The 23,163-nt window shown below is 71.8% G+C and carries 23 protein-coding genes and 1 pseudogene; 13 read left to right on the top strand and 11 right to left on the bottom strand.

Going from position 1 to position 23,163, the window contains the following annotated elements; all coding sequences use genetic code 11:
• The first annotated feature begins 6 nt into the window (after positions 1–6).
• From D7318_RS13100 to ccsB, 3 genes are read left to right on the top strand one after another with little or no spacing between them, the layout of a single operon-like run.
• A complete protein-coding gene (locus D7318_RS13100; protein WP_120697105.1) occupies positions 7–750 on the top strand; it encodes a cytochrome c biogenesis CcdA family protein in 744 nt (247 codons plus the stop codon).
• Between the two features lie 7 nt (positions 751–757).
• A complete protein-coding gene (resB, locus tag D7318_RS13095; protein ID WP_120697104.1) occupies positions 758–2,620 on the top strand; it encodes a cytochrome c biogenesis protein ResB in 1,863 nt (620 codons plus the stop codon).
• Complete coding sequence (ccsB, locus tag D7318_RS13090; RefSeq protein WP_120697103.1) at positions 2,617–3,711, top strand: c-type cytochrome biogenesis protein CcsB; 1,095 nt, start codon at positions 2,617–2,619, stop codon at positions 3,709–3,711. The genes resB and ccsB overlap by 4 nt, the downstream gene beginning before the upstream one ends.
• An 85-nt stretch (positions 3,712–3,796) precedes the next feature.
• Here ccsB and D7318_RS13085 read toward each other — a convergent pair whose 3' ends face one another.
• Positions 3,797–4,237: a PLD nuclease N-terminal domain-containing protein gene (locus tag D7318_RS13085; RefSeq protein ID WP_120697102.1), complete on the bottom strand. Its 441-nt coding sequence runs from the start codon at positions 4,235–4,237 to the stop codon at positions 3,797–3,799.
• A gap of 85 nt (positions 4,238–4,322) precedes the next feature.
• Here D7318_RS13085 and D7318_RS13080 point away from each other — a divergent pair, with 85 nt between their 5' ends.
• Entirely contained in the window at positions 4,323–5,774 is a 1,452-nt protein-coding gene (locus D7318_RS13080; RefSeq protein WP_120697101.1) for a menaquinone biosynthesis decarboxylase, read from the top strand.
• Positions 5,771–6,694: a menaquinone biosynthesis prenyltransferase MqnP gene (gene mqnP, locus D7318_RS13075; protein WP_120697100.1), complete on the top strand. Its 924-nt coding sequence runs from the start codon at positions 5,771–5,773 to the stop codon at positions 6,692–6,694. The genes D7318_RS13080 and mqnP overlap by 4 nt, the downstream gene beginning before the upstream one ends.
• Positions 6,695–6,763: 69 nt before the next feature.
• On the opposite strand, the gene D7318_RS13070 is transcribed toward mqnP, so the two are convergent.
• Together D7318_RS13070 and D7318_RS13065 are read right to left on the bottom strand one after the other, a co-directional pair.
• Entirely contained in the window at positions 6,764–7,840 is a 1,077-nt protein-coding gene (locus D7318_RS13070; RefSeq protein WP_120697099.1) for a PQQ-dependent sugar dehydrogenase, read from the bottom strand.
• Positions 7,841–7,887: 47 nt separating this feature from the next.
• Positions 7,888–8,199: a hypothetical protein gene (locus D7318_RS13065; RefSeq protein WP_120697098.1), complete on the bottom strand. Its 312-nt coding sequence runs from the start codon at positions 8,197–8,199 to the stop codon at positions 7,888–7,890.
• Positions 8,200–8,406: 207 nt separating this feature from the next.
• Here D7318_RS13065 and D7318_RS13060 point away from each other — a divergent pair, with 207 nt between their 5' ends.
• Entirely contained in the window at positions 8,407–9,390 is a 984-nt protein-coding gene (locus D7318_RS13060) for a C40 family peptidase (RefSeq protein WP_120697097.1), read from the top strand.
• Between the two features lie 207 nt (positions 9,391–9,597).
• Positions 9,598–10,281: a phosphatase PAP2 family protein gene (locus D7318_RS13055; protein WP_120697096.1), complete on the top strand. Its 684-nt coding sequence runs from the start codon at positions 9,598–9,600 to the stop codon at positions 10,279–10,281.
• A gap of 20 nt (positions 10,282–10,301) precedes the next feature.
• On the opposite strand, the gene D7318_RS13050 is transcribed toward D7318_RS13055, so the two are convergent.
• Complete coding sequence (locus tag D7318_RS13050; RefSeq protein ID WP_120697095.1) at positions 10,302–10,514, bottom strand: hypothetical protein; 213 nt, start codon at positions 10,512–10,514, stop codon at positions 10,302–10,304.
• A gap of 82 nt (positions 10,515–10,596) precedes the next feature.
• Here D7318_RS13050 and D7318_RS13045 point away from each other — a divergent pair, with 82 nt between their 5' ends.
• Complete coding sequence (locus D7318_RS13045; protein ID WP_120697094.1) at positions 10,597–11,382, top strand: hypothetical protein; 786 nt, start codon at positions 10,597–10,599, stop codon at positions 11,380–11,382.
• 25 nt (positions 11,383–11,407) lie between these two features.
• Here the strand turns inward: D7318_RS13045 and D7318_RS13040 are convergent, their stop codons facing one another.
• Positions 11,408–11,764: a metal-sensitive transcriptional regulator gene (locus D7318_RS13040; RefSeq protein ID WP_120697093.1), complete on the bottom strand. Its 357-nt coding sequence runs from the start codon at positions 11,762–11,764 to the stop codon at positions 11,408–11,410.
• Positions 11,765–11,958: 194 nt separating this feature from the next.
• Here D7318_RS13040 and pstS point away from each other — a divergent pair, with 194 nt between their 5' ends.
• The 4 genes from pstS to pstB all read left to right on the top strand — a co-directional run bounded on the left by pstS (position 11,959) and on the right by pstB (position 16,014).
• Positions 11,959–13,059: a phosphate ABC transporter substrate-binding protein PstS gene (gene pstS, locus D7318_RS13035; protein WP_120697092.1), complete on the top strand. Its 1,101-nt coding sequence runs from the start codon at positions 11,959–11,961 to the stop codon at positions 13,057–13,059.
• Positions 13,060–13,121: 62 nt separating this feature from the next.
• A complete protein-coding gene (gene pstC / locus D7318_RS13030) occupies positions 13,122–14,069 on the top strand; it encodes a phosphate ABC transporter permease subunit PstC (protein WP_230423696.1) in 948 nt (315 codons plus the stop codon).
• On the top strand, positions 14,066–15,151 hold the full coding sequence (pstA, locus tag D7318_RS13025) for a phosphate ABC transporter permease PstA (protein WP_120697090.1): 1,086 nt from the start codon (positions 14,066–14,068) through the stop codon (positions 15,149–15,151). Before pstC ends, pstA begins: the two co-directional genes overlap by 4 nt.
• Before the next feature lie 83 nt (positions 15,152–15,234).
• Entirely contained in the window at positions 15,235–16,014 is a 780-nt protein-coding gene (gene pstB, locus D7318_RS13020; RefSeq protein ID WP_120697089.1) for a phosphate ABC transporter ATP-binding protein PstB, read from the top strand.
• A 79-nt stretch (positions 16,015–16,093) separates the two neighbouring features.
• Here pstB and D7318_RS13015 read toward each other — a convergent pair whose 3' ends face one another.
• The 6 genes from D7318_RS13015 to D7318_RS12990 form a co-directional block, all read right to left on the bottom strand.
• Positions 16,094–19,492, bottom strand: a complete 3,399-nt coding sequence (locus D7318_RS13015; RefSeq protein ID WP_230423688.1) for a S8 family serine peptidase — start codon at positions 19,490–19,492, stop codon at positions 16,094–16,096.
• 144 nt (positions 19,493–19,636) lie between these two features.
• The gene (locus D7318_RS13010) at positions 19,637–20,635 is read right to left on the bottom strand and encodes an inorganic phosphate transporter (protein ID WP_120697088.1); all 999 of its coding nucleotides are present in this window, start codon (positions 20,633–20,635) and stop codon (positions 19,637–19,639) included.
• 7 nt (positions 20,636–20,642) lie between these two features.
• Complete coding sequence (locus D7318_RS13005) at positions 20,643–21,263, bottom strand: DUF47 domain-containing protein (RefSeq protein ID WP_120697087.1); 621 nt, start codon at positions 21,261–21,263, stop codon at positions 20,643–20,645.
• Positions 21,264–21,371: 108 nt separating this feature from the next.
• Positions 21,372–21,710: a DUF2516 family protein gene (locus D7318_RS13000; RefSeq protein WP_120697086.1), complete on the bottom strand. Its 339-nt coding sequence runs from the start codon at positions 21,708–21,710 to the stop codon at positions 21,372–21,374.
• Between the two features lie 102 nt (positions 21,711–21,812).
• Complete coding sequence (locus D7318_RS12995) at positions 21,813–22,313, bottom strand: superantigen-like protein SSL4 (protein ID WP_120697085.1); 501 nt, start codon at positions 22,311–22,313, stop codon at positions 21,813–21,815.
• Positions 22,313–22,672, bottom strand: a complete 360-nt coding sequence (locus tag D7318_RS12990; RefSeq protein ID WP_120697084.1) for a helix-turn-helix domain-containing protein — start codon at positions 22,670–22,672, stop codon at positions 22,313–22,315. Before D7318_RS12990 ends, D7318_RS12995 begins: the two co-directional genes overlap by 1 nt.
• A gap of 175 nt (positions 22,673–22,847) precedes the next feature.
• Here D7318_RS12990 and D7318_RS33905 point away from each other — a divergent pair.
• Positions 22,848–23,162 (top strand): annotated as a pseudogene (locus tag D7318_RS33905) (hypothetical protein); the annotation flags it as partial.
• Between the last annotated feature and the right edge of the window lies 1 nt (position 23,163).

Below are 23,163 nucleotides of genomic sequence, written 5' to 3'. Positions count from 1 at the left end.
CGGGGCATGGGATACAACCAGACCGTTCTGAGCGGGGCGCTGCTGCTGGCGTTGCCCGTGGCGCTGCTCGGCGGTCTCGTGTCGTTCTTCTCCCCCTGCGTGCTGCCGCTCGTCCCCGGCTATCTCTCGTATGTGACGGGCGTCGGCGGCGCCGACCTCGACCAGGCGCGGCGCGGCCGGATGTTCCTCGGCGCGCTGCTGTTCGTGCTCGGCTTCTCCGCGGTCTTCGTCTCCACGGGGGCGCTGTTCGGCGGTCTCGGCGCCGAGCTGCTCGTTCACCAGGAGCTGCTGACCCGGATCTTCGGCGTGCTGACGATCGTGCTCGGACTCGTGTTCACGGGGTTGATCCCGCGGCTCGGCGGGCGGGAGTTCCGCCTGCACAAGCGGCCAGGGGTCGGCCTCGCCGGGGCGCCCATGCTGGGCGTCGTCTTCGGGATCGGCTGGACGCCCTGCATCGGGCCGACGCTCGCCGCCGTGCAGTTCCTGGCGATCAGCGAGGCGACCGCGACGCGCGGCGCGCTGCTGACCCTGGCGTACTGTCTGGGGCTCGGGCTGCCGTTCATCGTCGCGGCGCTCGCGTTCCGCAGGACCCTGGGCGCGTTCGCCTGGGTCAAACGGCACCATGTGTGGGTGATGCGGCTCGGCGGCGGCATGCTGATCGCCACGGGGCTGCTGCTCGTCACCGGCGTGTGGGCCGATCTCGTCTACGAGATGCAGGTCTGGTCCGCCGAATTCACCGTTGGGATCTGACAGCCACATGACGGACGACACACAGCAGGCAGAGGCGAAGGCGGCGGGGGCCGGGGCCCGGCGGGACGCCGAGCGGTCCGACGACGCCGCGGCCCTGGCCGGGCTGTCCACCGCGCCCGTCGATGAGGCGGACGACGCCCAGGGCGGCGAGGGCGCGGCGGGGGCGGGCGCGGGGTCGTTCGGCGGACGGCGCGAGCCGGGGGCGCGCGGCGCGCTCGCGTGGCTCGGCCGTGAGTGCGCCGGGTGGGCGCGGTGGTTCTGGCGGCAGCTGACCTCGATGCGGGTCGCGCTGATCCTGCTCTTCCTGCTGGCGCTCGCGTCCATCCCCGGCTCGATGATCCCGCAGGACAACGTCAACGCCCCGCTCGCCGAGGACTTCAGGGAGCGCAACGAGGCGCTGTCCGAGTTCTACGAGGCGTTCCAGCTGTTCGACGTGTACTCGTCGGTGTGGTTCTCGGCGATCTATCTGCTGCTCTTCATCTCGCTCATCGGCTGCATCGTGCCGCGCACATGGCAGTTCGTGGGCCAGCTGCGCGCCCGCCCGCCGCGCGCCCCGCGCCGCCTGAACCGGATGCCCGCCTACACGACGTGGCGCACCGACACCCCGCCGGACGAGGTGCTCGCGGCGGCCCAACGGCGGCTGAGGCGACGGCGGTTCCGCGCGGACCTGCGCGAGGACGGGCCGGGGGGCGCGCATGTGGCCGCGGAGAAGGGCTATCTGCGCGAGGCCGGGAACCTGGCGTTCCACCTGGCGCTCATCGTCATGCTGGTCGCCTTCGCCGCGGGCCGCCTGTGGTACTCGGAGGGCGGCAAGCTGGTCGTGCAGGGCGAGGGCTTCTCCAACACCCTCACGCAGTACGACGACTTCGAGTCGGGCACCCTCTTCGACGTCAACGAGCTCGAGCCGTTCGGCTTCAGGCTCGACGAGTTCCACTCGGACTTCTCGCGCGAGACGGTCGACCTCGGCACGCCGACCCTGTTCCGCGCGGATGTGACGTGGTGGGACCAGGAGGGCGCCGAGCGCGAGGCGGAGATCGAGGTCAACGACCCGCTGCACGTGGGCGACTCCCGCGTCCGCCTCCTCGGCCACGGCTACGCCCCCGTGGTCACGGTCATGGACGCGCAGGGCGAGCTGGCGTTCCACGGGCCCGTGCCGTTCCTGCCGCAGGACACCACGCTGACCTCCACCGGCGTGATCAAGGTCAGCACCTACACGGGCCCCGACGGCGAGCCCGACCAGCTGGGCTTCCAGGGCTTCTTCAACCCCACGTACAACATCGACGCCGAGCGCGGCCCGCACTCCACGTTCCCCGAGCCCGATCTCCCGGTCCTCACCCTGAACGCCTTCCACGGCGACCTCGGCGTCAACTCGGGGCTCCCGCAGAACGTCTACCAGCTGGACACCTCCGACATGGAGCAGCTGCGCGACGAGGAGACCGGCGACCTGTTCCGCTTCAACCTGGTGCCCGGCCAGTCGATCGAGCTGCCCGACGGGATGGGGACGCTCACGTTCGACCGGCTCGAGCAGTGGGCCAGCTTCCAGATCACCACCAAGGCGGGCAACGAGTGGGCGCTGGCCAGCTCGCTCGCCGCGGTCGGCGGCCTGGCCGCGTCGCTGCTGCTGCAACGCCGCCGCGTGTGGGTGCGCGCGTTCACGGGGGACGACGGGCACACGGTGGTCGAGATGGCGTCCCTCGGCCGCACCGAGTCCGCCAAGGTCCCCGAGGAGCTGGCCGATCTCGCGGAGCGGCTGCGACCGGACGCGCCGCTCGTGCCCGACGAGGCCGCCACGCCAGCCGACGAGACAGCAGACCCCGCAGAGCCCGCCGAATCCGCCGAATCCGCTGCCGCGGAAGGAGCACGCCCATGATTCTCGCCGCCGGCGAGGAGCTCGCCGACCTCAGCAACACGCTGGTCTACTCGGCGATGGCCGTCTACGCCATCGCGTTCCTCGCCTTCGTCGCCGAGTGGATCCTCGGCAGCCGCAGCAAGGTCGCCCGCACGGCGGCCGCGCTGACGGGCGAGGGCGACGCCGCGGCCGCCGTCCCCGCCCAGGCCTCGCCCGTGGTGACCGTCACCAAGGGCGGCACCACCTCGGTGCTCGAACGCCCCAGGATCGTCACGCGCTCCGGCGCCCCGGGGCGCGACGACGTCCCCGACGGCCCTGGCGCGTCGGGCGGCGACGTCCGGGGCGACACCTACGGGCGCATCGCGGTCTCGCTCACCGTGCTGGCGTTCCTGCTGCACCTCGGCGCGGTCGTCGTGCGCGCGGTGTCGGTGGAGCGCGGGCCCTGGGGCAACATGTACGAGTTCTCCACGGCGTTCTCCATGACGGTCACCGGCGCGTTCCTGGCGTTCCTGGCCGCGCGGAAGAACGTCCGCTGGCTCGGGCTGCCGCTGGTCACCACCGTCCTGCTCGACCTCGGCCTGGCCGTGACCGTGCTGTACACCGAGAGCGCCCAGCTGGTGCCCGCGCTCGACTCGATCTGGATGTGGATCCATGTCCCGCTCGCGATCGTCTGCGGCGGGCTGTTCTACGTGGGGGCGATCTCCAGCGGCCTGTTCCTGCTGCGCGACCGGCACGAGGCGAAGGTCGCGGCGGGCGAGGAGGTCAAGGGGTGGAGCGCGTCGGTGCTCGAGCGGCTGCCTTCGTCGGTCTCGCTCGACAAGTTCGCGTACCGGATCAACGCGGCCGTCTTCCCGGTGTGGACGTTCACGATCATCGCCGGGGCCATCTGGGCGGAGAACGCGTGGGGCCGCTACTGGGGCTGGGACCCCAAGGAGGTCTGGGCGTTCATCACATGGGTCGCCTACGCCGCCTACCTGCACGCGCGCGCGACGGCCGGGTGGAAGGGGCGGAAGGCGGCGTATCTGGCGATCGTCGGCTTCGTGTGCTTCCTGATCAACTACTACGGCGTCAACATCTTCTTCGACAGCCTGCACTCCTACGGCGGCGTCTGAGCCCGGGCTCCGATCCTGAGATCTTGGGGATCCTGAGATCTTGGGCTCCGAGCCCGGGCGGAGCGGACGCGCCGGGGTCGCGGGGTCAGCGGTCCTTGCCGCTGCCGGGCGGGGTGTCGTCCTCGCCCTCGCCCCGGCGCATCTCCTCCTCGCGCCGGCGCAGATCCTCTTCCCAGCTCTCCAGGAGCTCCTTGTCCTTGTCCTTCTCCTCGCGGTCCTTCTCCTCGCGCTCGCTCTCCTCACGGGCGCGGTCGTCGCCCAGGGAGCGGAGGAACTCGGGGTTGTCGTCGGGCGCGACCCAGCCGCCACCGGCGCCCCTGCGGCCGAAGCCGCCCGCGCGCGGCGCTCCGCGCTTGCGGCCGACGAGAATCCAAGCTACGGGGCCGACCACCCAGCCGAGGACGATGAGCAGGATCCACACCAGCTTCGGCAGGTGCTTGATGTCCTCGTCGTCGGACGTGATGCAGTCGACCAGGGCGTAGATGACCAGCGCCAGCGGCACGAGAATCAGCAGCACCCTCAGCATGGTAGCCCCCTCCGCTAGATGACACCGGGCCGCTCGCGAGGCCCCCTGACAAGGCCAGGGTAATGCGTCGGCAATACTGAGCGGCATGGCATACGACGACCTCCGTGCCCTGCTGAAGGCGCTCGAACGCGACGGCGACCTCAAGCGGGTGAAGGCGGAGGTCGATCCCCACCTCGAAGTGGGCGAGATCACCGACCGGGTGAACAAGGCGGGGGGCCCGGCGTTGCTCTTCGAGAACGTCAAGGGCTCCGACCTCCCCCTGGCCATGAACGTCTTCGGGACCGACCGCCGGCTGCTCAAGGCGCTCGGGCTGCGCTCGTACGAGGACATCGGCGAGAAGATCGGCGGCCTGCTCAAGCCCGAGCTGCCGCACGGGTTCGTCGGCATCCGCGAGGCGTTCGGGAAGCTCGGCGCGATGTCGCACGTGCCGCCGAAGAAGGTGAAGAGCGCGCCGGTGCAGGAGGTCGTCCTCAAGGGCGACGACGTCGATCTCGACCGCCTTCCCGCGCTGTTCACCTGGCCGGAGGACGGCGGGTCGTTCTTCAACCTCGGGCTGACGCACACGAAGGACCCCGAGACCGGGATCCGCAACCTCGGCCTCTACCGGCTCCAGCGCCACGACGCGCGCACGATCGGCATGCACTGGCAGATCCACAAGGACAGCCGCAACCACTACCAGGTGGCCGCGCGGCGCGGGGAACGGCTGCCGGTGGCGATAGCGTTCGGCTGCCCGCCCGCCGTGACCTACGCCTCGACCGCGCCGCTGCCAGGCGACATCGACGAGTACCTCTTCGCGGGGTTCGTGCAGGGCAGGCGGATCGAGCTGGTGGACTGCCAGACGGTGCCGCTCCAGGTCCCGGCCAACGCCGAGGTCGTGCTCGAGGGCTGGCTCGAGCCGGGACGCACCATGCCTGAGGGCCCGTTCGGCGACCACACCGGCTTCTACACGCCGCGGGAGCCGTTCCCGGCGCTGACGATCGACTGCGTCACGATGCGGCGCAAGCCGCTGTTCCAGTCGATCGTCGTGGGGCGCCCGCCCACCGAGGACGGGCCGCTCGGGCGCGCGACGGAGCGGTTCTTCCTGCCGCTGCTCAAGATCATCATCCCGGACATCGTGGACTACCACCTGCCCGAGGCGGGCGGCTTCCACAACTGCGCGATCCTGTCGATCGACAAGAAGTACCCCAAGCACGCCCAGAAGGTGATGTCGGCCGTGTGGGGCGCCCACATGATGTCGCTGACCAAGCTGATCGTCGTCGTGGACTCCGACTGCGACGTGCACGACCTGCACGAGGTCGCCTGGCGGGCGCTCGGCAACGTCGACTACGCGCGCGACCTGCTGCTCACGCAGGGCCCGGTCGACCATCTCGACCACGCGTCGTACCAGCAGTTCTGGGGCGGCAAGGCGGGCATCGACGCCACGGCGAAGTGGCCGGAGGAGGGATACACGCGCGACGGCGGCTGGCCGCCGATGATCGTGTCGGACCCCGAGGTCGCCGAGCGCGTCAGCCGCCGCTGGAAGGAGTACGGGCTGTGACGGCCGAGGCGTCCGCCCTCGGAACGCCGGGTCCAGGGCAGGGAGCGGGCCACGTCAGGGCGTTCCTGCGGCTGGTGATGATTGAGCACTCGGTCTTCGCGCTGCCCTTCGCCTACACCGCGACGCTCACCGCCATGTTCCTGGACGAGGGGTCCGTGGACTGGTGGACGCTGCTGCTCGTGACGCTCGCGATGGTCGGGCTGCGGACGTTCGCCATGGCGGCCAACCGGATCATCGACCGCGAGATCGACGCGCGCAACCCGCGCACGGCAGGGCGCGAACTCGTCACGGGCGCCGTCTCCGTGCGCGCGGCGTGGAGCGGCGCGCTCGTGGCGCTCGCCGTCTTCCTCGGCGCCGCCGCGCTGCTCAACCCCCTCTGCCTCGCGCTCGCGCCGGTGGCCGTGGTGCCGATGGTGGTCTATCCGTACGGCAAGCGGTTCACGGACTTCCCGCACGCGATCCTCGGGATCGCCCAGGCCATGGGCCCGGTGGGCGGCTGGCTCGCGGTGACGGGCGCGTGGTCGTGGGACGCGGCGCTCCTGGGCCTCGCGGTGGGGCTGTGGATCGGGGGGTTCGACCTGATCTACGCGTGCCAGGACGTGGCGTCCGACCGCGCGGGGGGCGTGCGTTCGGTGCCCGCGCGCTTCGGGATCGCGGGGGCGCTGTACGGGGCGCGCGCGTGCCATGTGCTGACGCTCGGGCTGCTCGCGTGGTACGCGATGGCCACGGAGGGCGGGCCGTTCCTGTGGGCCGGGGTCGCGGTGGTGGCGGCGGCGTTCGCCTACGAGCACGCGATCGTGACGCCGCGGGATCTGAGCCGCCTGAACCGGGCGTTCTTCACGGTCAACGGCTTCGTCGGCATCAGCCTCTTCGCCTTCGCGCTGCTCGACCTGGCGGTCAGGGGCCTCGGGGCGGGCTGACACCGTTCGGGCTGACACCGTTCGGGCCGACACCGTTCGGGCTGACACCGTTCGAGCGGGGCCGCCCGGTCACTCCACGGTGAGGCGGAGCACGCCGCCGTCGCCCAGGGCGAGCAGGTCCGTCGAGCCCGCGTCGGTGAGCAACGCCCCCGGCGCGGCGAGGTCGAGCACGGCGGCGGGGTCGGCCACCAGCCGGGTGCCGTGGAGCGGGATGCGCCACAGCGTGCCCTCGGCGCCGCCCGGCATCCACAGCGAGCCCTCGCTGGCCGCGAGCCCCATGGGCACCTCGCCAGGCAGCTCGCGCACGTCGACGGGGTCGCCCTCGGGCACGACGGAGAACAGCCGCGCGCCGCCGTCGTCGGCGGCGTCCACGACCCACATCCGATCCTGATCCCACGCGATCCCGCGCACGTCGGCGTAGGGGCCGGGGGAGTGGACGACGGGCGGATCGCTGCCGTTGGGGTCGAGCTCCAGGATCTTGCCCGCGAGGGAGTCCTCGTCCTCGGCCAGGGCGGGGTCCCCGGCGTCCCCCGTGCCGAGGAACAGCGCCCCGCCGGGGCCGAACGCCAGGGCGCCGCCGCCGCGCGTGCCGTCCCCTGCCAGGGGGATCGGATCGTCGAGCAGCGGCGCCGAGCTGGGTCCCCACGGAGCCCACTCCTGCGCGGGGAAGTACGTGTAGCTGTCGACGCGGAGGCCGCTCGCCGACGCGTAGGAGACCACGACACTGACGAAGCTGCCCGTCGCGCTGCGGGGCACGGCCAGGCCGAGAACATCGCCGGGGATGTCCCCGAGCGGGGTCAACTCCCCGTCGCCTTCGGCCTCGTGGAGGAACACGGTGTCGCCGGAGGCGATCAGCAGGTCCTCGCTGTCGGGGACCTGGGCCAGGCAACAGGCGTCACCGACCTCGTCGATGACCGGATCGGACGCCGCCGTGGCGCTCCCCGTGGCGGGCGCGGAGGTGGGGCCCGGCTCCGGCTCGTCCTCCGACGGGTCGTCGGGGGAGAGGGGCGGCGGGCCCTCGTCGTCCCCGCCGCCGCCGGGGCGTTGCTCCTCCTCGGCCGAAGGGTCCCCGCTCCCCCCGCGGTTCGCCGCAGGGCCGACGGCACAGCCGACGGCCAGCGCGCCCAGCGTGGCGACGGCCGCCACGTGTCGCGCAACGCGCCTTCCCCGCATGGGCAGCTGACTCTCCCGGCCTAGATCGACATGCCGTAGATGATGGTGAACAGCGTGCCGAGCGAGCCGATGATGAAGACGCCGGTCAGCCCGGCGACGATCAGGCCCTTGCCCTGCTCCGCGCTGAACGAGTCCCGCATGGCGGTGGACCCGATGCGCTGCTTGGCCGCGCCCCAGATGGCGATGCCCAGACAGATGAGGATGGCCAGCGCCATGATCACCTGCACCATCGTCCGCGCCTGGTTGCCCACCGCGGCGAACGGGCCCCAATCCGGGGCGATACCACCGATGATGTTGTCGATGCCATCCGGCTCTTCCTCGTTCTCGTCCACGGGAACTCACCACCCAACTGGCTCTCGTACGGCACTCCCTTCGGATTGTGCCACGCCCGGGTGACAGAGGGGGAACCGGAAGTGATCCCGCGTCAGGCGCCGTTGCGGGAGATCGCCCCGCTGTGATGTCCCTCGCGTGCCATAGTGCTGGTCAGGTCGCCGCGTATGTCGCCGCGTATGTGGCCTCGTATTGGGGAGAGTTGAGGGATGCGGAGGATCGTTCTGGCCGTGGGGGCCGGGGTCGGGGGGCTCGGCGGGTTCATGGCGTTTCTCGTCGTCGGGGTCTACGGTGCCGCGTCCGATCTGCCCGGCGGGGGTGGAGGCGGCGGCGGTGGGCAGCTGGCGCGTGACACCGTGCCCGAGGAGTACGAGCAGCTGGTCGCCGAGTGGGGGAACTACTGCGAGACCCTCTCGCCCGCCATACTCGCCGCCCAGCTCAGCCAGGAGAGCGGCTGGCAGCCCGATGTGCAGAGCCACGCCGAGGCGCAGGGGATCGCGCAGTTCATCCCGAGCACGTGGGCGACCCACGGCATCGACGCCAACGGCGACGGCGTGGCCAACGTGTGGGACCCGCAGGACGCCATCCCCTCGGCCGCCCGCTACGACTGCTCGCTCGCGGGCTATGTGGACGACGTGCCGGGCGACCCGGTGGACAACATGCTGGCGGCGTACAACGCGGGCCCCTACGCCGTGATCCGGTACAACGGCGTCCCGCCCTACGAGGAGACGCGGAACTACGTCCGCATCATCCGCTCCGCCGAGGCCAGCTTCGCCGCGCCGCCCGATGAGGAGCCGCTGCCCGCGCTCGAGGCGGCGGCGGGCGCCGTGCACTACGCGCAGGAGAAGCTCGGGACGCCGTACCAGTGGGGTGGCGAAGGGACGGCCGAGGACGGCGGGCGGTTCGACTGCTCGGGGCTGACCAAGGCCGCCTACGAGGACGTCGGGATCGAGCTGCCGCGCGTCGCCAACGACCAGTGGAACGCGGGTCCCCACCCCTCGCGGGACGAACTCCTGCCCGGCGACCTGGTGTTCTTCGCGTATGATCTCGACGACCCTCGGAGCATCCACCACGTCGGCCTCTACGTCGGCGGCGGATACATGATCAACGCCCCGTACACGGGGGCCACGATCCGTTTTGACCCCATTGATTCCCCGGATTACTTTGGGGCCACCCGCCCCTCGGCGGCGTGAGCGCCCTTCTACGTCCAGTGAGGTTCTGGCCAACGATTCCTCGCTGAACTGCGGCGACGCGTTGCTGTTCGATAACGCTGAGGCCGTCATTCGATGGACCTCGGCACTCCGGGGGAAGTACATGGCGTTACCTGTACCGGAACAGGGGCTCCTCCTCCCTGCCTGCCTCGGCAGGGTCCCCCACTTCAGAAGGGGCCACAACGGCACATGGCTGGTCTCGATCAATTCGACAATCCAGACATCGAGCTGGATGTGCTCTACGGCGTCAACGGCCTCGGCGAATCGCTTCCCGGCTGGGGCCGACGTGCCGTCAGTCTCGTGGGGGAGCACGGGATCCCCGTGGCCCTGGCGCTGCTGGTCGTCGCCGCCTGGTTCCTCGTCAGGCGCAGGGCCGACGCCCATCAGGCGGTGGCGGGCACGGCCTGGGCGGGACTCGCCGCCGGTCTCGCGTTCCTGGCCAACGCCCCGATCCGTGACTTCGTGGCCCGCCCCCGCCCGTTCGTCGACCACCCGGATGTCGCGGTGCTGGTGTCGGGCAAGGACGGGTACTCGTTCGTCAGCGACCACGCGAGCGTCGCCATGGCGATCGCCGTCGCGCTGTTCCTGGTGCATCGCGTCCTCGGGGCCGTCGCGTTCGCGTTCGCGCTCCTCCAGGGCTTTGCCCGTGTGCTGCTCGGGGTGCACTACCCCAGCGACGTCATCGGCGGATACGCCCTGGGCACCGCGGTCGCGCTGCTGCTCGCGCCGCTCGCGCTCGCCGCGTTGACCCCGCTTGTGCGCCGGTGCGGCACGCGCCGGAGCCTGGGCTGGATCGCGCGCCCCCCGGGCGCGCCCCGCCCCGCCGCCCGCGCGACCGACCTGACCGAGCAGCAGAGCCGCCTGGCCGCCTGAGACTCCGGCGCGCCCGGCGGCTACCCCGCCGCGCTCGCCGCCATGTGCGCGGCGGCCTCGTCGCGCGCCAGCGGCCGGGAGCGGCGCGCCGGGCCGTACCAGCCGCAGACGCAGCGTGGGGCGACGAACGGGCCCCGCTCGGTGAGGACGACCCGGTGCAAGGGCCCGCCCCCCGGGTCTTCGGGGTCCTTCGGCTCCACCCGGGACGCCTCGTCTTCACCCTGGTCGCGCACCCCACCACCGTAACGGCCGCCGGGGCCCCTCGTTAGGCGGTTACGAATCCGGGACGACGGTTGCTGGGGGTGTCGGCAGGCCATGGCGCTACGGCGGCGTACGCGCGTCAACGAGCTGGTCGGCGCGCTGTCCGCGCTGGCGCTGCTGACCGCCGCGACCGGCTGTTCCGGCACGGGGGCGGCGGCCGAGGGCGACGCGCGCGAGGCCCTCCGCGGTGCGGTGGAGCGGCTGGCCGACTCGGGCAGCTCGCGGGCGCGCACCGCGATGGAGATGGCCTCGGGCGGCACGCGGATCACGCTGAGCGGCCGCGGCGGCTTCGACTACGGGGCGCGCAGCGGCGAGCTGCTCGTGACGCTGCCCGACGGCGAGCCGGTGACGGAGCTGTTCGTCCCGGGGCGGCTCTACATGAAGAACCGGGGCGCGGGCGTTCCCCCCGACAAGTGGGTCGTGGTCGACGTCTCGTCGCTGGCCGACGGGAACCTCGTGACCGGCGGGGCGACGGATCCGCTGGCCGCCGCCGCGCTGCTCGGCGGGCTCGTGGCCGTCGAGGACCTGGGGGAGGCGGAGGTGGGCGGCGAGACGCTGCGGCACTTCAGGGGGGTGACCGACATCGCGGCGGCGGCGGACGCGGCGCCGGGGCGGGTGGGCGATCAACTGGCCGCCGCCGTGGGCGGGTTCGCGGAGACGGAGGTGCCGTTCGACGCGTTCCTCGACGACCGGGGGCTGCCGCGGGAGATCACCCACCGCTTCCGCTTCGGGGAGCGGGGGATCGATGTGACGTCGACGGTCGAGCTGTACGACTTCGGCGCGCCGGTGGACGTCGTGCTCCCCGGGGACGGTGAGGTCTTCAACGGGGCCGTGGTGTGAGGGCGGGGCGTGCGGGCGCCGGCGGTCAGGTGCGGAGCAGGCGGGCGATGGCCGCGGTGGCCTCCTCGACCTTGGCGTCGATCTCGGGGCCGCCCTGCTCGGCGGCGCGGGCCACGCAGTGCCTCAGGTGCTCCTCGAGGAGCTGGAGCGCGAACGACTGGAGCGCCTTCGTGGAGGCCGAGACCTGGGTCAGTATGTCGATGCAGTAGACGTCCTCGTCGACCATCCGCTGGAGCCCGCGCACCTGGCCCTCGATGCGGCGCAGCCGCTTGAGGTGGGAGTCCTTGTCCTTGCTGTAGCCATGCGGGCCCGCGCCGCCGGTCGCGTGGTGCCCGGTGTCCCTGTGGGTGTCGTTCGCCGCGACCGTCTCACTTGTGACCATTTCCGCCCTCCTGTGACTCTTATACCCCTGTCGGGTATAGCGTAACGAACGGTGGACGGCGCACCCAGTATCGTGCGGTCTCCGGGGCTCGGCTACCCGGACGGGTTCATCTTCCATTCACTTATAACCATCAATCGATTCACCTGATCAACCTACCGTCAGAGCGGAGCGGCGACGGAAGGGACTGAACGACAGTGAAGACACGCCTCGGCGCGGTGCTGGCCTGTGGCGCGCTGGTCCTCGTGACCGCCTGCGGCACCGACGACAACTCGGGCCTGCCGGGCGCGGTGGACTTCTCGCTCGACGGTCTTCACTGCGGTCGGACCGGCACGCTGCTGGCCTCGGGGTCGAGCGCCCAGGCCAACGCGATGGAGGTCTGGGTGAACACCTACCAGGCCAACTGTGAAGACAGCCAGATCAACTACAAGGCGACGGGCTCGGGCGCCGGGGTGCAGGAGTTCCTCCAGGGCACCACGGCCTTCGCGGGCTCCGACTCGCTGCTGACCGACTCCGAGATCGAGGAGTCGCGCTCGGTGTGCCGGGACGGCGGGCGCGCCATCCACCTCCCCATGGTCGCCGGGCCCGTGGCCATCGGCTTCAACCTCCCCGGCGTCGACGACCTCGTCCTCGACGCCCCCACCCTGGCGCTGATCTTCGACTCCCGCGTCGCCCGCTGGAACGACCCCGCCATCGCCGAGCTCAACCCCGACGCCGACCTGCCCGACGTGCCGATCACGCCGTTCCACCGCTCCGACGGCTCGGGCACGACCGACAACTTCACGTCGTATCTGCACGCCTCCGCGCCCGACGCCTGGCCGCACGAGCCCGACAAGGCGTGGAAGGGCCACGGCGGCCAGTCCGCCGACGGCTCCTCAGGGCTTGTCGGCATGGTCCAGCAGAACGTCGGCGCCATCGCCTACTTCGAGCTGTCCTACGCCCACCAGAACGACATCAGCACCGTCCGCGTCGACACCGGCGCGAGCGAGCCGGTCGAGGCGACCGTGGAGAACTCCTCGAACGCCATCGCCGAGGCCGAGGTCACGGGGACCGAGGGCGACCTCGCGCTCCAGCTCGACTACGCGACCCGCGAGGAGGGCGTCTACCCCATCGTCCTGGTCACCTACGAGATCGCCTGCGACCGGGGCAACGCCCCCGAGACCCTCGACCTGACCAGGGCGTTCCTCGCCTACATGGCCGGTGAGGACGGGCAGCGGGCGCTCGGCGAGATCGACTACGCGCCGATCTCGGGCGACATCATCCAGCAGGTCCGCCAGCGCGTCGACGCCATGGCCTGACGACCGGAAGCACCATGTCCTCTCCCTCAGCCCCGCCCCCGACCCCGTCCCCGCCGTCGCCGATGAAGGAGGCCGGGGCCCGGAGCACCACGCGCCTGGGCGACCGGATCTTCAGCGGCCTGTCCAAGGGCTCAGGCATCGCGCTGCTGGTGATCATGGCCGCGATCGCCGTCTTCCTGGCCATCCGCGCGGGCATCGCGATCGCCGCCGACGAAGGCAACTTCCTGACCACGTTCGAGTGGGACGCCAACGCCGACCCGCCGCGCTTCGGCATCGCCGTCCTGCTGTTCGGCACGGTCGTCAGCTCGGTCATCGCGATGGTGCTCGCCGTGCCGGTCGCCGTCGGGATCGCGCTGTTCATCTCGCACTACGCGCCGCGCCGCCTCGCCACCCCGCTCGCCTACGTCGTCGACCTGCTGGCCGCCGTGCCCAGCATCGTCTACGGCCTGTGGGGCGCCCTCTACCTGGTGCCGCGCATGACGGGCCCGTTCCAGTGGCTCGACGACGTCCTCGGCTGGACCGGGGTCTTCGCCTACGACGGCACCCCGGCCCGCTCCCTGATGACCGTGGGCCTGCTGCTCGCCGTGATGATCCTGCCGATCATCACGAGCGTCACGCGCGAGGTGTTCCTCCAGACGCCCAAGGCCAACCAGGAGGCCGCCCTCGCGCTCGGCGCCACGCGCTGGGAGGTCATCCGCATGACCGTGCTGCCCTTCGGGCGCTCGGGCGTGATCAGCGCGTCCATGCTCGGTCTCGGGCGCGCGCTGGGCGAGACGATGGCGGTGGCCACCGTTCTCTCGCCGAGCTTCCTGATCAACGCCAGCCTGCTCGAGTCGGGCGGCGGCACGTTCGCGCAGAACATCGCCAGCCAGTTCAAGGAGGCCGGATCCATGGGCCGGGACGCGCTGATCGCCTCGGGCCTCGTCCTCTTCCTCCTCACCCTGCTGGTCAACGGCGCCGCCCGGCTGATCATCGCCCGCCGCAAGGAGTACTCGGGAGCGAACGCATGAGCGGAACCACCGTCCCCGCCGACGAGGAGGCGAGCAGGGGACCCGCCGTCGGCCGGGTCGCGCTGCGCAGGCCCCGCCTGCCGGGCTGGTCGCTCGCCGCCCTGGCGCTCGGCTCGGTCGCCGTGGGCACGGGCGTCGGGCTGGTCGCGCGCCTGGACAGCCGCGGCCAGTGGGGCCTGATCGCCGCGCTCGTCTTCGTCGGCGCCACGTTCGCCCTCTCCGCCTCCGTCGAGGGCCGCCGCCACGCCGTCGACCGGCTGGCCGCGGTCCTCGTGTGGGCGTGCTTCATCGTGGCCATGGTCCCGCTCGCCTCGCTCGTGTGGGAGACCGTCGCGCGTGGCATCCCCGGCGTGAGCTGGTACTTCCTGACCCACTCGATGAACGGCGTGCTCAGCTGGCAGGAGGGCGGCGGCATCTACCACGCCATCCTCGGCACCGTCGAACAGGTGCTGCTCGCCTCGGTGATCGCGATCCCGCTCGGCCTGCTGACCGCCGTCTACCTGGTGGAGTACGGGCGCGGGCGGCTGGCCAGGGCGATCACGTTCTTCGTGGACGTGATGACCGGCATCCCCTCGATCGTGGCAGGGCTCTTCGTCCTCAGCCTGTGGATCATGATGCTGGACTTCGGCTACTCCGGCTTCGCCGGGGCGATGGCGCTCGCCATCCTCATGGTGCCGATCGTGGTCCGCTCCACCGAGGAGATGCTCAAGCTGGTCCCGAACGAGCTGCGCGAGGCATCGCTCGCGATGGGCGTCCCCAAGTGGCGCACGATCCTCAAGGTCGTGCTGCCCACCGCGATCGGCGGGATCACCACCGGCGTGATGCTCGCCCTGGCCCGCATCGCGGGCGAGACCGCCCCCATCATCCTGCTGGTCTTCGGCAACAACATGATCAACGGCAACCCCTTCGAGGGCGCCCAGTCGTCCCTCCCGCTCTACGTCTACGAGCAGTGGGGCTTCGGCACCGAGCAGGCGTTCGACCGCGCCTGGGCCGCGGCGGCCGTGCTGATCGCGTTCGTCATGATCCTCAACCTGGTGGCCCGCGGCATCGCCCGCTGGAAGGCGCCAAGCGGCGGACGCTGAGGTCCGCCGAGAAGAACGGACGCCGAGAAGAACGGCCGTCGAGAAGAACGGACGCCGAGAAAGAGAAGGAGAAGACGAACCCCATGGCCAAACGGATCGACGTCAGCGCGCTGACCGCGTACTACGGGGCGCACAAGGCGATCGACGGGATCACCCTGCACGTGGAGCCCGCATCGGTGACGGCGTTCATCGGCCCGTCAGGCTGCGGCAAGTCCACCTTTCTGCGCACCCTCAACCGCATGCACGAGGTCACCCCCGGCGGCCGGGTCGAGGGCAAGGTGCTGCTCGACAACGAGGACCTCTACGGCCAGGGCGTGGACCCGGTCTCGGTGCGCCGCACGGTGGGCATGGTGTTCCAGCGGCCCAACCCGTTCCCGACGATGTCCATCTACGACAACGTGGCGGCCGGGCTCAAGCTCAACGGCATCAAGTACCGCAGGTCCGAGCTCGACGACATCGTCGAGAAGAACCTGCGCGGCGCCAACCTGTGGAACGAGGTCAAGGACCGGCTCGGACGGCCGGGGTCCGGCCTCTCGGGCGGCCAGCAGCAACGTCTCTGCATCGCGCGGGCCACCGCCGTGGAGCCCGATGTGCTGCTGATGGACGAGCCCTGCTCGGCGCTCGACCCCATCTCCACGCTCGCGATCGAGGACCTGATCGACAAGCTCAAGACCGAGTACACGATCGTCATCGTCACCCACAACATGCAGCAGGCGGCCCGCGTCTCCGACCGCACCGCGTTCTTCAACCTGGCGGCCATCGGCGAGCCCGGGCGGCTGATCGAGGTCGACGCGACGGAGAAGATCTTCTCCAACCCGTCCGTGCAGGCCACCGAGGACTACATCTCGGGCCGCTTCGGCTGACCGGCCGGGAGAAGAGGAACGGGAACGGCCCGCCCCCCCCCGTGCGGGGAAGGCGGGCCGCCCGTCGCGCGCGTGGGCCTCAGGCCGTGCGGTAGGCGTCGACGATCGTCTGGACCGTCGTGTTGCCCCGGCCGTCCTCGAGCGAGACGCGGAACGACACGGTGCCGCCCGCCTCGGGGTTGGTGACCTCGAAGGCGTCGCCATCGACCGCCGCCTCCGCCCAGGTCGCGCCGCCGTCCGTGGAGACCTCGGCGGTCAGCGAGGCGACGTTGCCCCCGGCCGCCGCGCCCTGCACCGTCAGCGGCACCGACTGCGCCCGGCCCGCGGGGGCCGTGCTGTCGAGCGCGAGCTCGGGCGTCAGCCGCACCACCGACACCGGCACGGGGACGGGACCGTCCTCGGGCCCCGCGGCCGATGTGAAGGTGAACGCCGTGGTGATCTCCGTCGAGACGGACGCGGTCGGCACGCCGCCATCGCCGCCCCGCGTGACCGTGCTGACCAGCTCGTACGCGCCCTCGTCCGCGGGCAGCTCGAACACCGCCGCGTCGAGGAGGTCATCGACCACCGCCAGCTCCTCGCCGTCCAGCAGGAGCGTCGTGGTCGCGGCGTCGTACTGGCTGAAGCCGGAGTGGTCCGCGCCGTCGGAGAAGGGGTTGATCGCGCCGTAGAGGTCGTTCCCCAGCCGGAACAGGCCGCCCTCCTCGCCGATCCTCGGCCCGAACACCCCGACGTTGAAACGCTCCCGGTACGACTCGCCCGCCGCGTACTCGGTGGGCTCGGTCACGGCGCCCGCGGCCGCGAAGACGTCGGGGTCGGTCTGGAGGAACTCCTGCGTCCACGTCCCCACGCCCGCCTCCACGAACACCTCGGTGGTGCGCGGCAGCGCGTGCTCGGCCGCCGAGGCCATGGAGAGCAGGGAGTTGACGGTGAACAGCACGCCGGTGACGCCGTCGAGCGAGGCGCCCTCCTCGGTGGTGACGCGCGCGAGCGCCGACTCCTCGGTCTCCTTCTCCAGACCCGTGTAGAACGTGCCCTCCTGCTGGTGCGCCCCGTGGTACTCGGCGCCCTCGGCCGCCCATGTGGTGCCCGCGTAGCCCGAGATGGACCAGCCGTCGCCCAACTCGCCCAGCTGCGCGGTGCGCAGGCCCTCGGGCAGGCCGCCCGCGCTCCACGCCGAGTCGAACGTCGTCTGCCCGTCCCGCGCGAGCTGGTACCCCACGGTCAGGTCGGTCTGGGTGGCGTCGTCGACCGGCATCGTGAAGTCGATCGCCCCGGCCGCCGAGGCGTCGGCGGCCACCGTGGTGTCCTCGGTGAGCGCGATGTACGGCGTGAGCAGCCAGTCGACGCCGAGCAGCTCGGCCCCGTCCTCGGTGGCGCGGAAGACGCTCGTGTCGACCTGGTACGCGCCCTCGGGCAGCCGGATCGACCCCGTGCCGGTCTCCGGGTCGGCCACCACGTCGTGGAACTCGAGCGTCTCCAGGTCGATCACCATGCCCCACCAGTCGGTGGCGGGCGCGCCGTCGCGGCCCGTGACGTCGACCGTGACCTCGAACAGCTGCTCCTCGCGGACGACAGCGCCCGCGGTGCGCACCGTCTGCCCGTCCTCCGCGGTGGCCGTGACATACGACGTGTACGCGCCGTAGACCTCGCCGCCGTGGGTGGTGTCGGCCGTGACCTCCACGGTCGCGGTGCCGCCCGCGGGAACGGTGACCTCGTCGGCGCTGAGCGTGAACATGCCCTCGGGCGCGGCGTCGCCGTCGGGGCCCGTGCCCGTGCTGGTCAGCGCGAGGGTGAGGTCCTGCTCGCCCGCGTTGCCGTAGGTGAGGTCGCGCGTGATCGGCTCGGCGTCCTCGTGCGGCCACGGCACCGAGCCGAAGCCGATCGAGACCGGCTCCGCTGTGACCGTCTGCTCCAGCGCGGCGGGCACGTCGATGCGGCCCGCGCCCTGCTGGAACGCGCTGTACCCCTCGCCGGGCACGGCGGAGGCGGTCAGCGCGGCCTTGATCTCCTCGCCGGTCAGCTCGGGGTCCGCCTGCGCGAGCAGCGCGGCGGCGCCCGAGGCGTGTGGCGTCGCCATGGATGTGCCATCGATCGCGACATAGCCGTCGGCGACGGGCGTTCCGTAGTCCCAGATCGCCGCGCCCTCGGCCCCGGCGGCGGCGATCGCCACCCCGGGGGCGGTGACATCGGGCTTCACCGCGCCGTCCCTGGTGCGCGGCCCGACGGACGAGAAGTCGGCCAGGGCGTCGGACTTGTCGACCGCGCCCAGGGTCAGCGCGGCGTCGGCCGTGCCGGGGGAGCCGATGGAGCCCGCCGCGGGGCCGCTGTTCCCCGCGGCGATGACGAACAGGGCGTCGGACTCGGCGGACAGGGTGTTGACCGCCTCCTCCATCGGGTCGATCTGGGGCCCCGCCGCGCCGCCCAGGCTCATGCTGACCACGTCGGCGCCCTGGGCGACGGCCCACTCCATACCCGCGATGATGTCCGACTCGAAGCCCGAGCCGAAGTCGTCCAGGACCTTGCCGTTGATGATCGAGGCGCCGGGCGCGACGCCCGTGTAGGCGCCGCCGCCGTGCGCGCCCGTGCCCGCGGCCGTGGACGCGACGTGCGTGCCGTGGCCGTCGCGGTCGTGGGCGTCGGGGGACTCCGAGAAGTTCTGCTCGGCGACCACCTTGCCCGCGAGGTCGGGGTGTTCGTCGTCGACGCCCGTGTCGAGCACGGCGATCGTGGTGCCGGTGCCGTCGTACCCGGCCTCCCACGCCTCGGGGGCGCCGATCTGCGGAACGCTCTCGGCGAGCGTCTTCTCCACGATGCCGTCGAGCGCGATCGTGGCGATGCCTGGTGCGGCGGCCAGCGGCCGCTCGCCCGCCGCCTCCTCGGTCAACGCGGCCCACACGGCGGCGATCTCGTCGCCGGGGACGGTCACGGCCTCGGCGTCGATCGCGGCGAGGTCGGTGCCCCCGGCGTCGGCGAGCGGCCCCTCGCCCTGCGCGCGCGGCCGTTCGCCGTCGTACCCGACGATCAACGGCAGCCCCCCGGCCGCGCGATAGGGCGCGCGGGCCAGCTGCGCCACGTCGAACAGGCGCCGGTCGAGCGTGCCGTCCGCGATCAGCGGCACGACGTCCGCGGGGATCACATGCGTCGACGCGCCGTCGGCCGACGGCAGGACGCGGAACGGCACCGCCTCACGGCCCTCGGCGCGGATCAGCCCGCTGGGGCGGCCCTCGGCGTCGAGGACCACCTGGTCCCCGGTGATCAGCGGCACGCGCGACGACCCGGGCGCGCCGCCCTGGGCGTCGCCGAGGGTCCCGTGCCCGCTGCCGTGCCCGCTCCCGTGCGCGGCCTGGGCGGTGGCAGGGCCCGTGGAGCCCGCGAGCAACGCGGCCGCGACGGCCGCCGCGGCGGTGGCCGCGCCCAGGCGCGGCGGGCGTATGGAGCGCCGACCCGCGCTCGGTCCATGTTCTCGTTTGTTCCTCAACTGTCCCCCTGGTGACAGGAATTGGGCGGGGTTCGTCCAGCCCCCGAGAAATCCTGTCCGAGATCCCGGACCGGGACCCGGGTCACCGGCGGGGGATGGGTGAGGGTCCTGTGAACCCGTGGGTGTTCGTGGCGCCGCCGGGCCCTACGGGATCGCCAGGCTCACCAGGGCGTAGCAGAGCGCGGCCACCGCCCCGGCCGCTGGCATCGTCACGAACCAGCCCGCCACGATGTTCTTCGCGACCCCCCAGCGCACCGCGCTGATCCGGCGCGTCGCGCCCGAGCCCATGATCGCCGCGGTGATCACATGCGTCGTCGAGACGGGCGCGTTGAACACGTACGACGCCGCGTACAGCACGGACGCGGCCGTCGACTCCGACGCGAAGCCGCGCGGCGGGTCGAGCTCGATGATCCGCCGCCCCAGCGTCCGCATGATCCGCCAGCCGCCCGCGTAGGTCCCGAGCGACAGCATCAGCGCGCAGACGACCGTCACCCAGGCCGGGATGCCGTCGCCCTCGTCGGAGACCTCGGCGATCACCAGCGCCATGGTCACCACGCCCATGGTCTTCTGCGCGTCCTGGAGCCCGTGTCCGAGCGCCATGCCCGCCGCCGACACCGTCTGCGCCATGCGGAAGCCGCGCTGCGCGCGGTGCGGATGGGCGCGGCGGAAGAGCCACAGGATGGCGACCATCACCAGGAAGCCGAGCAGCAGCCCGATGATCGGCGAGAGGACCATGGGCAGCACGACCTTGGTCAGCACCCCGCCCCAGTGCACGGTCGAGGCCCCGGCGAGCGCGCCGCCGACCAGGCCGCCGACCAGCGCCTGGGACGAGGAGGACGGCAGGCCGTACCACCACGCGACCAGGTTCCAGGTGATGGCGCCGACGAGCGCGGAGAACAGGATGATCATGCCGCGTTCGCCGGTGGGCGCCTCGATCAGCCCCTCGGCGACGGTCTCGGCGACGCCCTGGCCGAGGAACGCGCCCACCAGGTTCATGAACGCGGCCATCGCGACCGCGATCCGCGGGGTCAGCGCCCGCGTGGAGATCGAGGTGGCGACGGCGTTGGCCGCGTCGTGGAAGCCGTTGGTGTAGGTGAAGAGAAGCGCCGCGCCGACGACGACGACCAGGGCGAGGGTCTCCACGGTGGTCTCAGGACTCCTTGACCACGATCGTCTCCACCGTGTTGGCGACGGACTCGAACGCGTCGGCGGCCTCTTCGAGCACGTCGACGATCTGCTTGAGCTTCATGACCTCGATGGCCTCGTAGCTGCCGTTGAAGAGGTGGGCCAGGAGCTTGCGATGGATCTGGTCGGCCTGGTTCTCCAGGCGGTTGACCTCGATCCAGTACTCGTCGAGGTTCCGCATGGTGCGCAGCCGCGGCATGGCATCGGCGGTCAGCTCGGCGGCCCTGAACAGCACCTCGATCTGCTGGTCGACGCCCTTGGGCAGCTCGTCGATCCCGTAGAGGACCACGAGGTCGACGGCCTCCTCCATGAAGTCCATGATGTCGTCGAGCCGCGAGGCGAGACGGTAGATGTCCTCGCGGTCGAACGGGGTGATGAACGAGGAGTTCAGCTGGTGGAAGATCGCGTGCGTCGCGTCGTCCCCCGCGTGCTCGGCGGCCCGCATGCGCTCGGCCAGGTCCACGCGCGTAGCGGCATCGGCCCCCAGCAGCTCCATCAGCAGCTTCGAGCCACTCAGAACGTTGTCGGCAGCGGTGGCGAACAGCTCGTAGAAGCTTGTCTCCCGGGGAGTCAGGCGAAAGCGCACTGCAATTCCTCTGCCGTTCATCATGCGGGTGTCCCCGCCGATGCTAAGGGCAGAAGCAGGGCGGGGCTAACCCTGTGCCGGTGGATCGGCCAAGCGCCCGTCGATTCGTTATCGATTCCCGTTCCACGGCCCGTAGGGGCCGTCGCTGCTGCTCCGGCCGCCACCCCTGCCACCGCCGCCCGAGACCAGGCGCAGCGCGGGGCGGACGTCCACGAGGTAGACGATCGTGGCGATCGTGCCCACGAGGAGGAAGAGGATCCCGCCGAGCAGGGCCTGCACGGCCACCGCGACGCCGAGGATGATCAGCCAGAACGACTTGGTCTGCTTGTCGGCGGCCCGGAACGCGTCCTCGCGCTGGAGCGCCGCGTGCACCAGGGCGAACCCGCTCATGACCAGCAGCCCCAGGAACAGATAGCTCACCAGGGAGCCAAAGCCTTGCAACAGCATGCTGTCCACACTCCGTCCATAGCCCTGCCGTCCCTTACCACGCTACCGGCCGGGAGCCGGAGCGCGTAATGCTCGCGGCCCGGCCGTGCGCGCTTCGGCCCCTCAGTCCTTGGGGGGCATCTTCTTCGGGGCGCCCTTGCGGGGCGCGGTCTTCTTCGCGGTCCGCGCGGTCCGCGGCTTGGGCGCGGGCTCCTCGGCGACGGGCTCGGTCACCGGCTCGGTCACCGGCTCCTGCGCGGGCTTCCGCGCCTCGGGCTCCGTGAAGGGCGGCTGCTCGGCCCGCTCCACGGTCACGTCGGTCCCGTCCGCCGGGGCGCCCTCGGCCCTGCGGCGCTCGACCACGGTCTTGCCGCGCTCGGCGAGCCCGTCATACGTCTCCCGCGCCCGCACCGCGTACTCGAGCGCGATGCCGACGCCCTGGAGCGCGGCGTGCTGGGCGCGCTCACGCAGCTTGGGCAGCCGCTCGGGCGCCTCGGCGCGCAGCCGGTCGAACGTCGCGGGCAGCTCGCGCAGCTTCTGCGCGGCCAGGTCGGCGGTCCCGGCGGCCACGTAGAGCGGGGTCGAGCTCGACAGCGTCCTGCGGAGGTCATCGGTCAGGGGCATCAGGGGTTCTCCTTGCGGAATGACTCATAGATGTGCAGCAGCGACTGCTTCTGCTGCTCGGTGAGGCCCGGGTCGGCGGCGATCGCCTCCCGCACCCCCGGCGGCTTCCCGGCGTCGGCGTCCTGCGCCCGCTCGTCGAGGATCCCGGCCCGCACGTACAGCGTCTCGGCGGAGATCCGCAGACCCTTGGCGATCTGCTGGAGGATCTCGGCGCTCGGCTTGCGCAGCCCGCGCTCGATCTGGCTGAGATACGGATTGGACACCCCGGCCGCGTCGGCCAGCTGCCGCAGGGACAGCTTGGCCTGTCGGCGCTGCTCCCGCAGGAACGCGCCCAGATCGCCGACACCCAGTGAAGCCATGTCCCCAGGGTGCACCGGCGTGCTAGCAATTGCAAGCGAGGCTGCTTGCGGCAGGCCGCACGGGGCTTCCGCCGTGCGCGCGTGGGGCGTCAGGCTGCCTCCGTGACTGCCGGGTCGGCCTTGGGTCCCTCCTGACCACGAAGGGGGCGCTTTCCGGCGCCCGGCACACCACCGCGCCCGCGCCGCCGAGGCGGATCCCGGCCGGGCCGAGTACCAGGCCAGGACCGCCCGCACGGTCCCCGTCGTCGCGCTCACCGAGGCGGCGGCGGGCGGCCCCGCCGTGGGGGCGCAACTCCGCGTCAACTGCCTGACGTTCTGCGCCGGGCTGCATCACCATCACACGATGGAGGACAACGGGATGCTGCCTGGCATCGAGGCGCAGCGCCCCGAACTCGCCCCGGCGATCGAGGACCGGCTCATGGCCGAGCTGAACCGCCATCTCGACCACGAGGAACGGAAATTGATACCGGTCCTGGACGGGGCGGCCTAGC

This window comes from Streptomyces radicis, from assembly GCF_003626575.1.
Classification (GTDB): domain Bacteria; phylum Actinomycetota; class Actinomycetes; order Streptomycetales; family Streptomycetaceae; genus Streptomyces; species Streptomyces radicis.
This window is presented reverse-complemented; position numbering and strand designations above follow the sequence as displayed.

Bases quoted from the DNA above. Each gene is read 5' to 3' on its own strand.
- D7318_RS13100 (WP_120697105.1), top strand. From the start codon at position 7: ATGGGATACAACCAGACCGTTCTGAGCGGGGCGCTGCTGCTGGCGTTG.
- resB (WP_120697104.1), top strand. From the start codon at position 758: ATGACGGACGACACACAGCAGGCAGAGGCGAAGGCGGCGGGGGCCGGG.
- ccsB (WP_120697103.1), top strand. From the start codon at position 2,617: ATGATTCTCGCCGCCGGCGAGGAGCTCGCCGACCTCAGCAACACGCTG.
- D7318_RS13085 (WP_120697102.1), bottom strand. From the start codon at position 4,237: ATGCTGAGGGTGCTGCTGATTCTCGTGCCGCTGGCGCTGGTCATCTAC.
- D7318_RS13080 (WP_120697101.1), top strand. From the start codon at position 4,323: ATGGCATACGACGACCTCCGTGCCCTGCTGAAGGCGCTCGAACGCGAC.
- D7318_RS13060 (WP_120697097.1), top strand. From the start codon at position 8,407: ATGCGGAGGATCGTTCTGGCCGTGGGGGCCGGGGTCGGGGGGCTCGGC.
- D7318_RS13055 (WP_120697096.1), top strand. From the start codon at position 9,598: ATGGCTGGTCTCGATCAATTCGACAATCCAGACATCGAGCTGGATGTG.
- D7318_RS13045 (WP_120697094.1), top strand. From the start codon at position 10,597: ATGGCGCTACGGCGGCGTACGCGCGTCAACGAGCTGGTCGGCGCGCTG.
- D7318_RS13040 (WP_120697093.1), bottom strand. From the start codon at position 11,764: ATGGTCACAAGTGAGACGGTCGCGGCGAACGACACCCACAGGGACACC.
- pstC (WP_230423696.1), top strand. From the start codon at position 13,122: ATGAAGGAGGCCGGGGCCCGGAGCACCACGCGCCTGGGCGACCGGATC.
- pstA (WP_120697090.1), top strand. From the start codon at position 14,066: ATGAGCGGAACCACCGTCCCCGCCGACGAGGAGGCGAGCAGGGGACCC.
- pstB (WP_120697089.1), top strand. From the start codon at position 15,235: ATGGCCAAACGGATCGACGTCAGCGCGCTGACCGCGTACTACGGGGCG.
- D7318_RS13000 (WP_120697086.1), bottom strand. From the start codon at position 21,710: ATGCTGTTGCAAGGCTTTGGCTCCCTGGTGAGCTATCTGTTCCTGGGG.
- D7318_RS12995 (WP_120697085.1), bottom strand. From the start codon at position 22,313: ATGCCCCTGACCGATGACCTCCGCAGGACGCTGTCGAGCTCGACCCCG.
- D7318_RS12990 (WP_120697084.1), bottom strand. From the start codon at position 22,672: ATGGCTTCACTGGGTGTCGGCGATCTGGGCGCGTTCCTGCGGGAGCAG.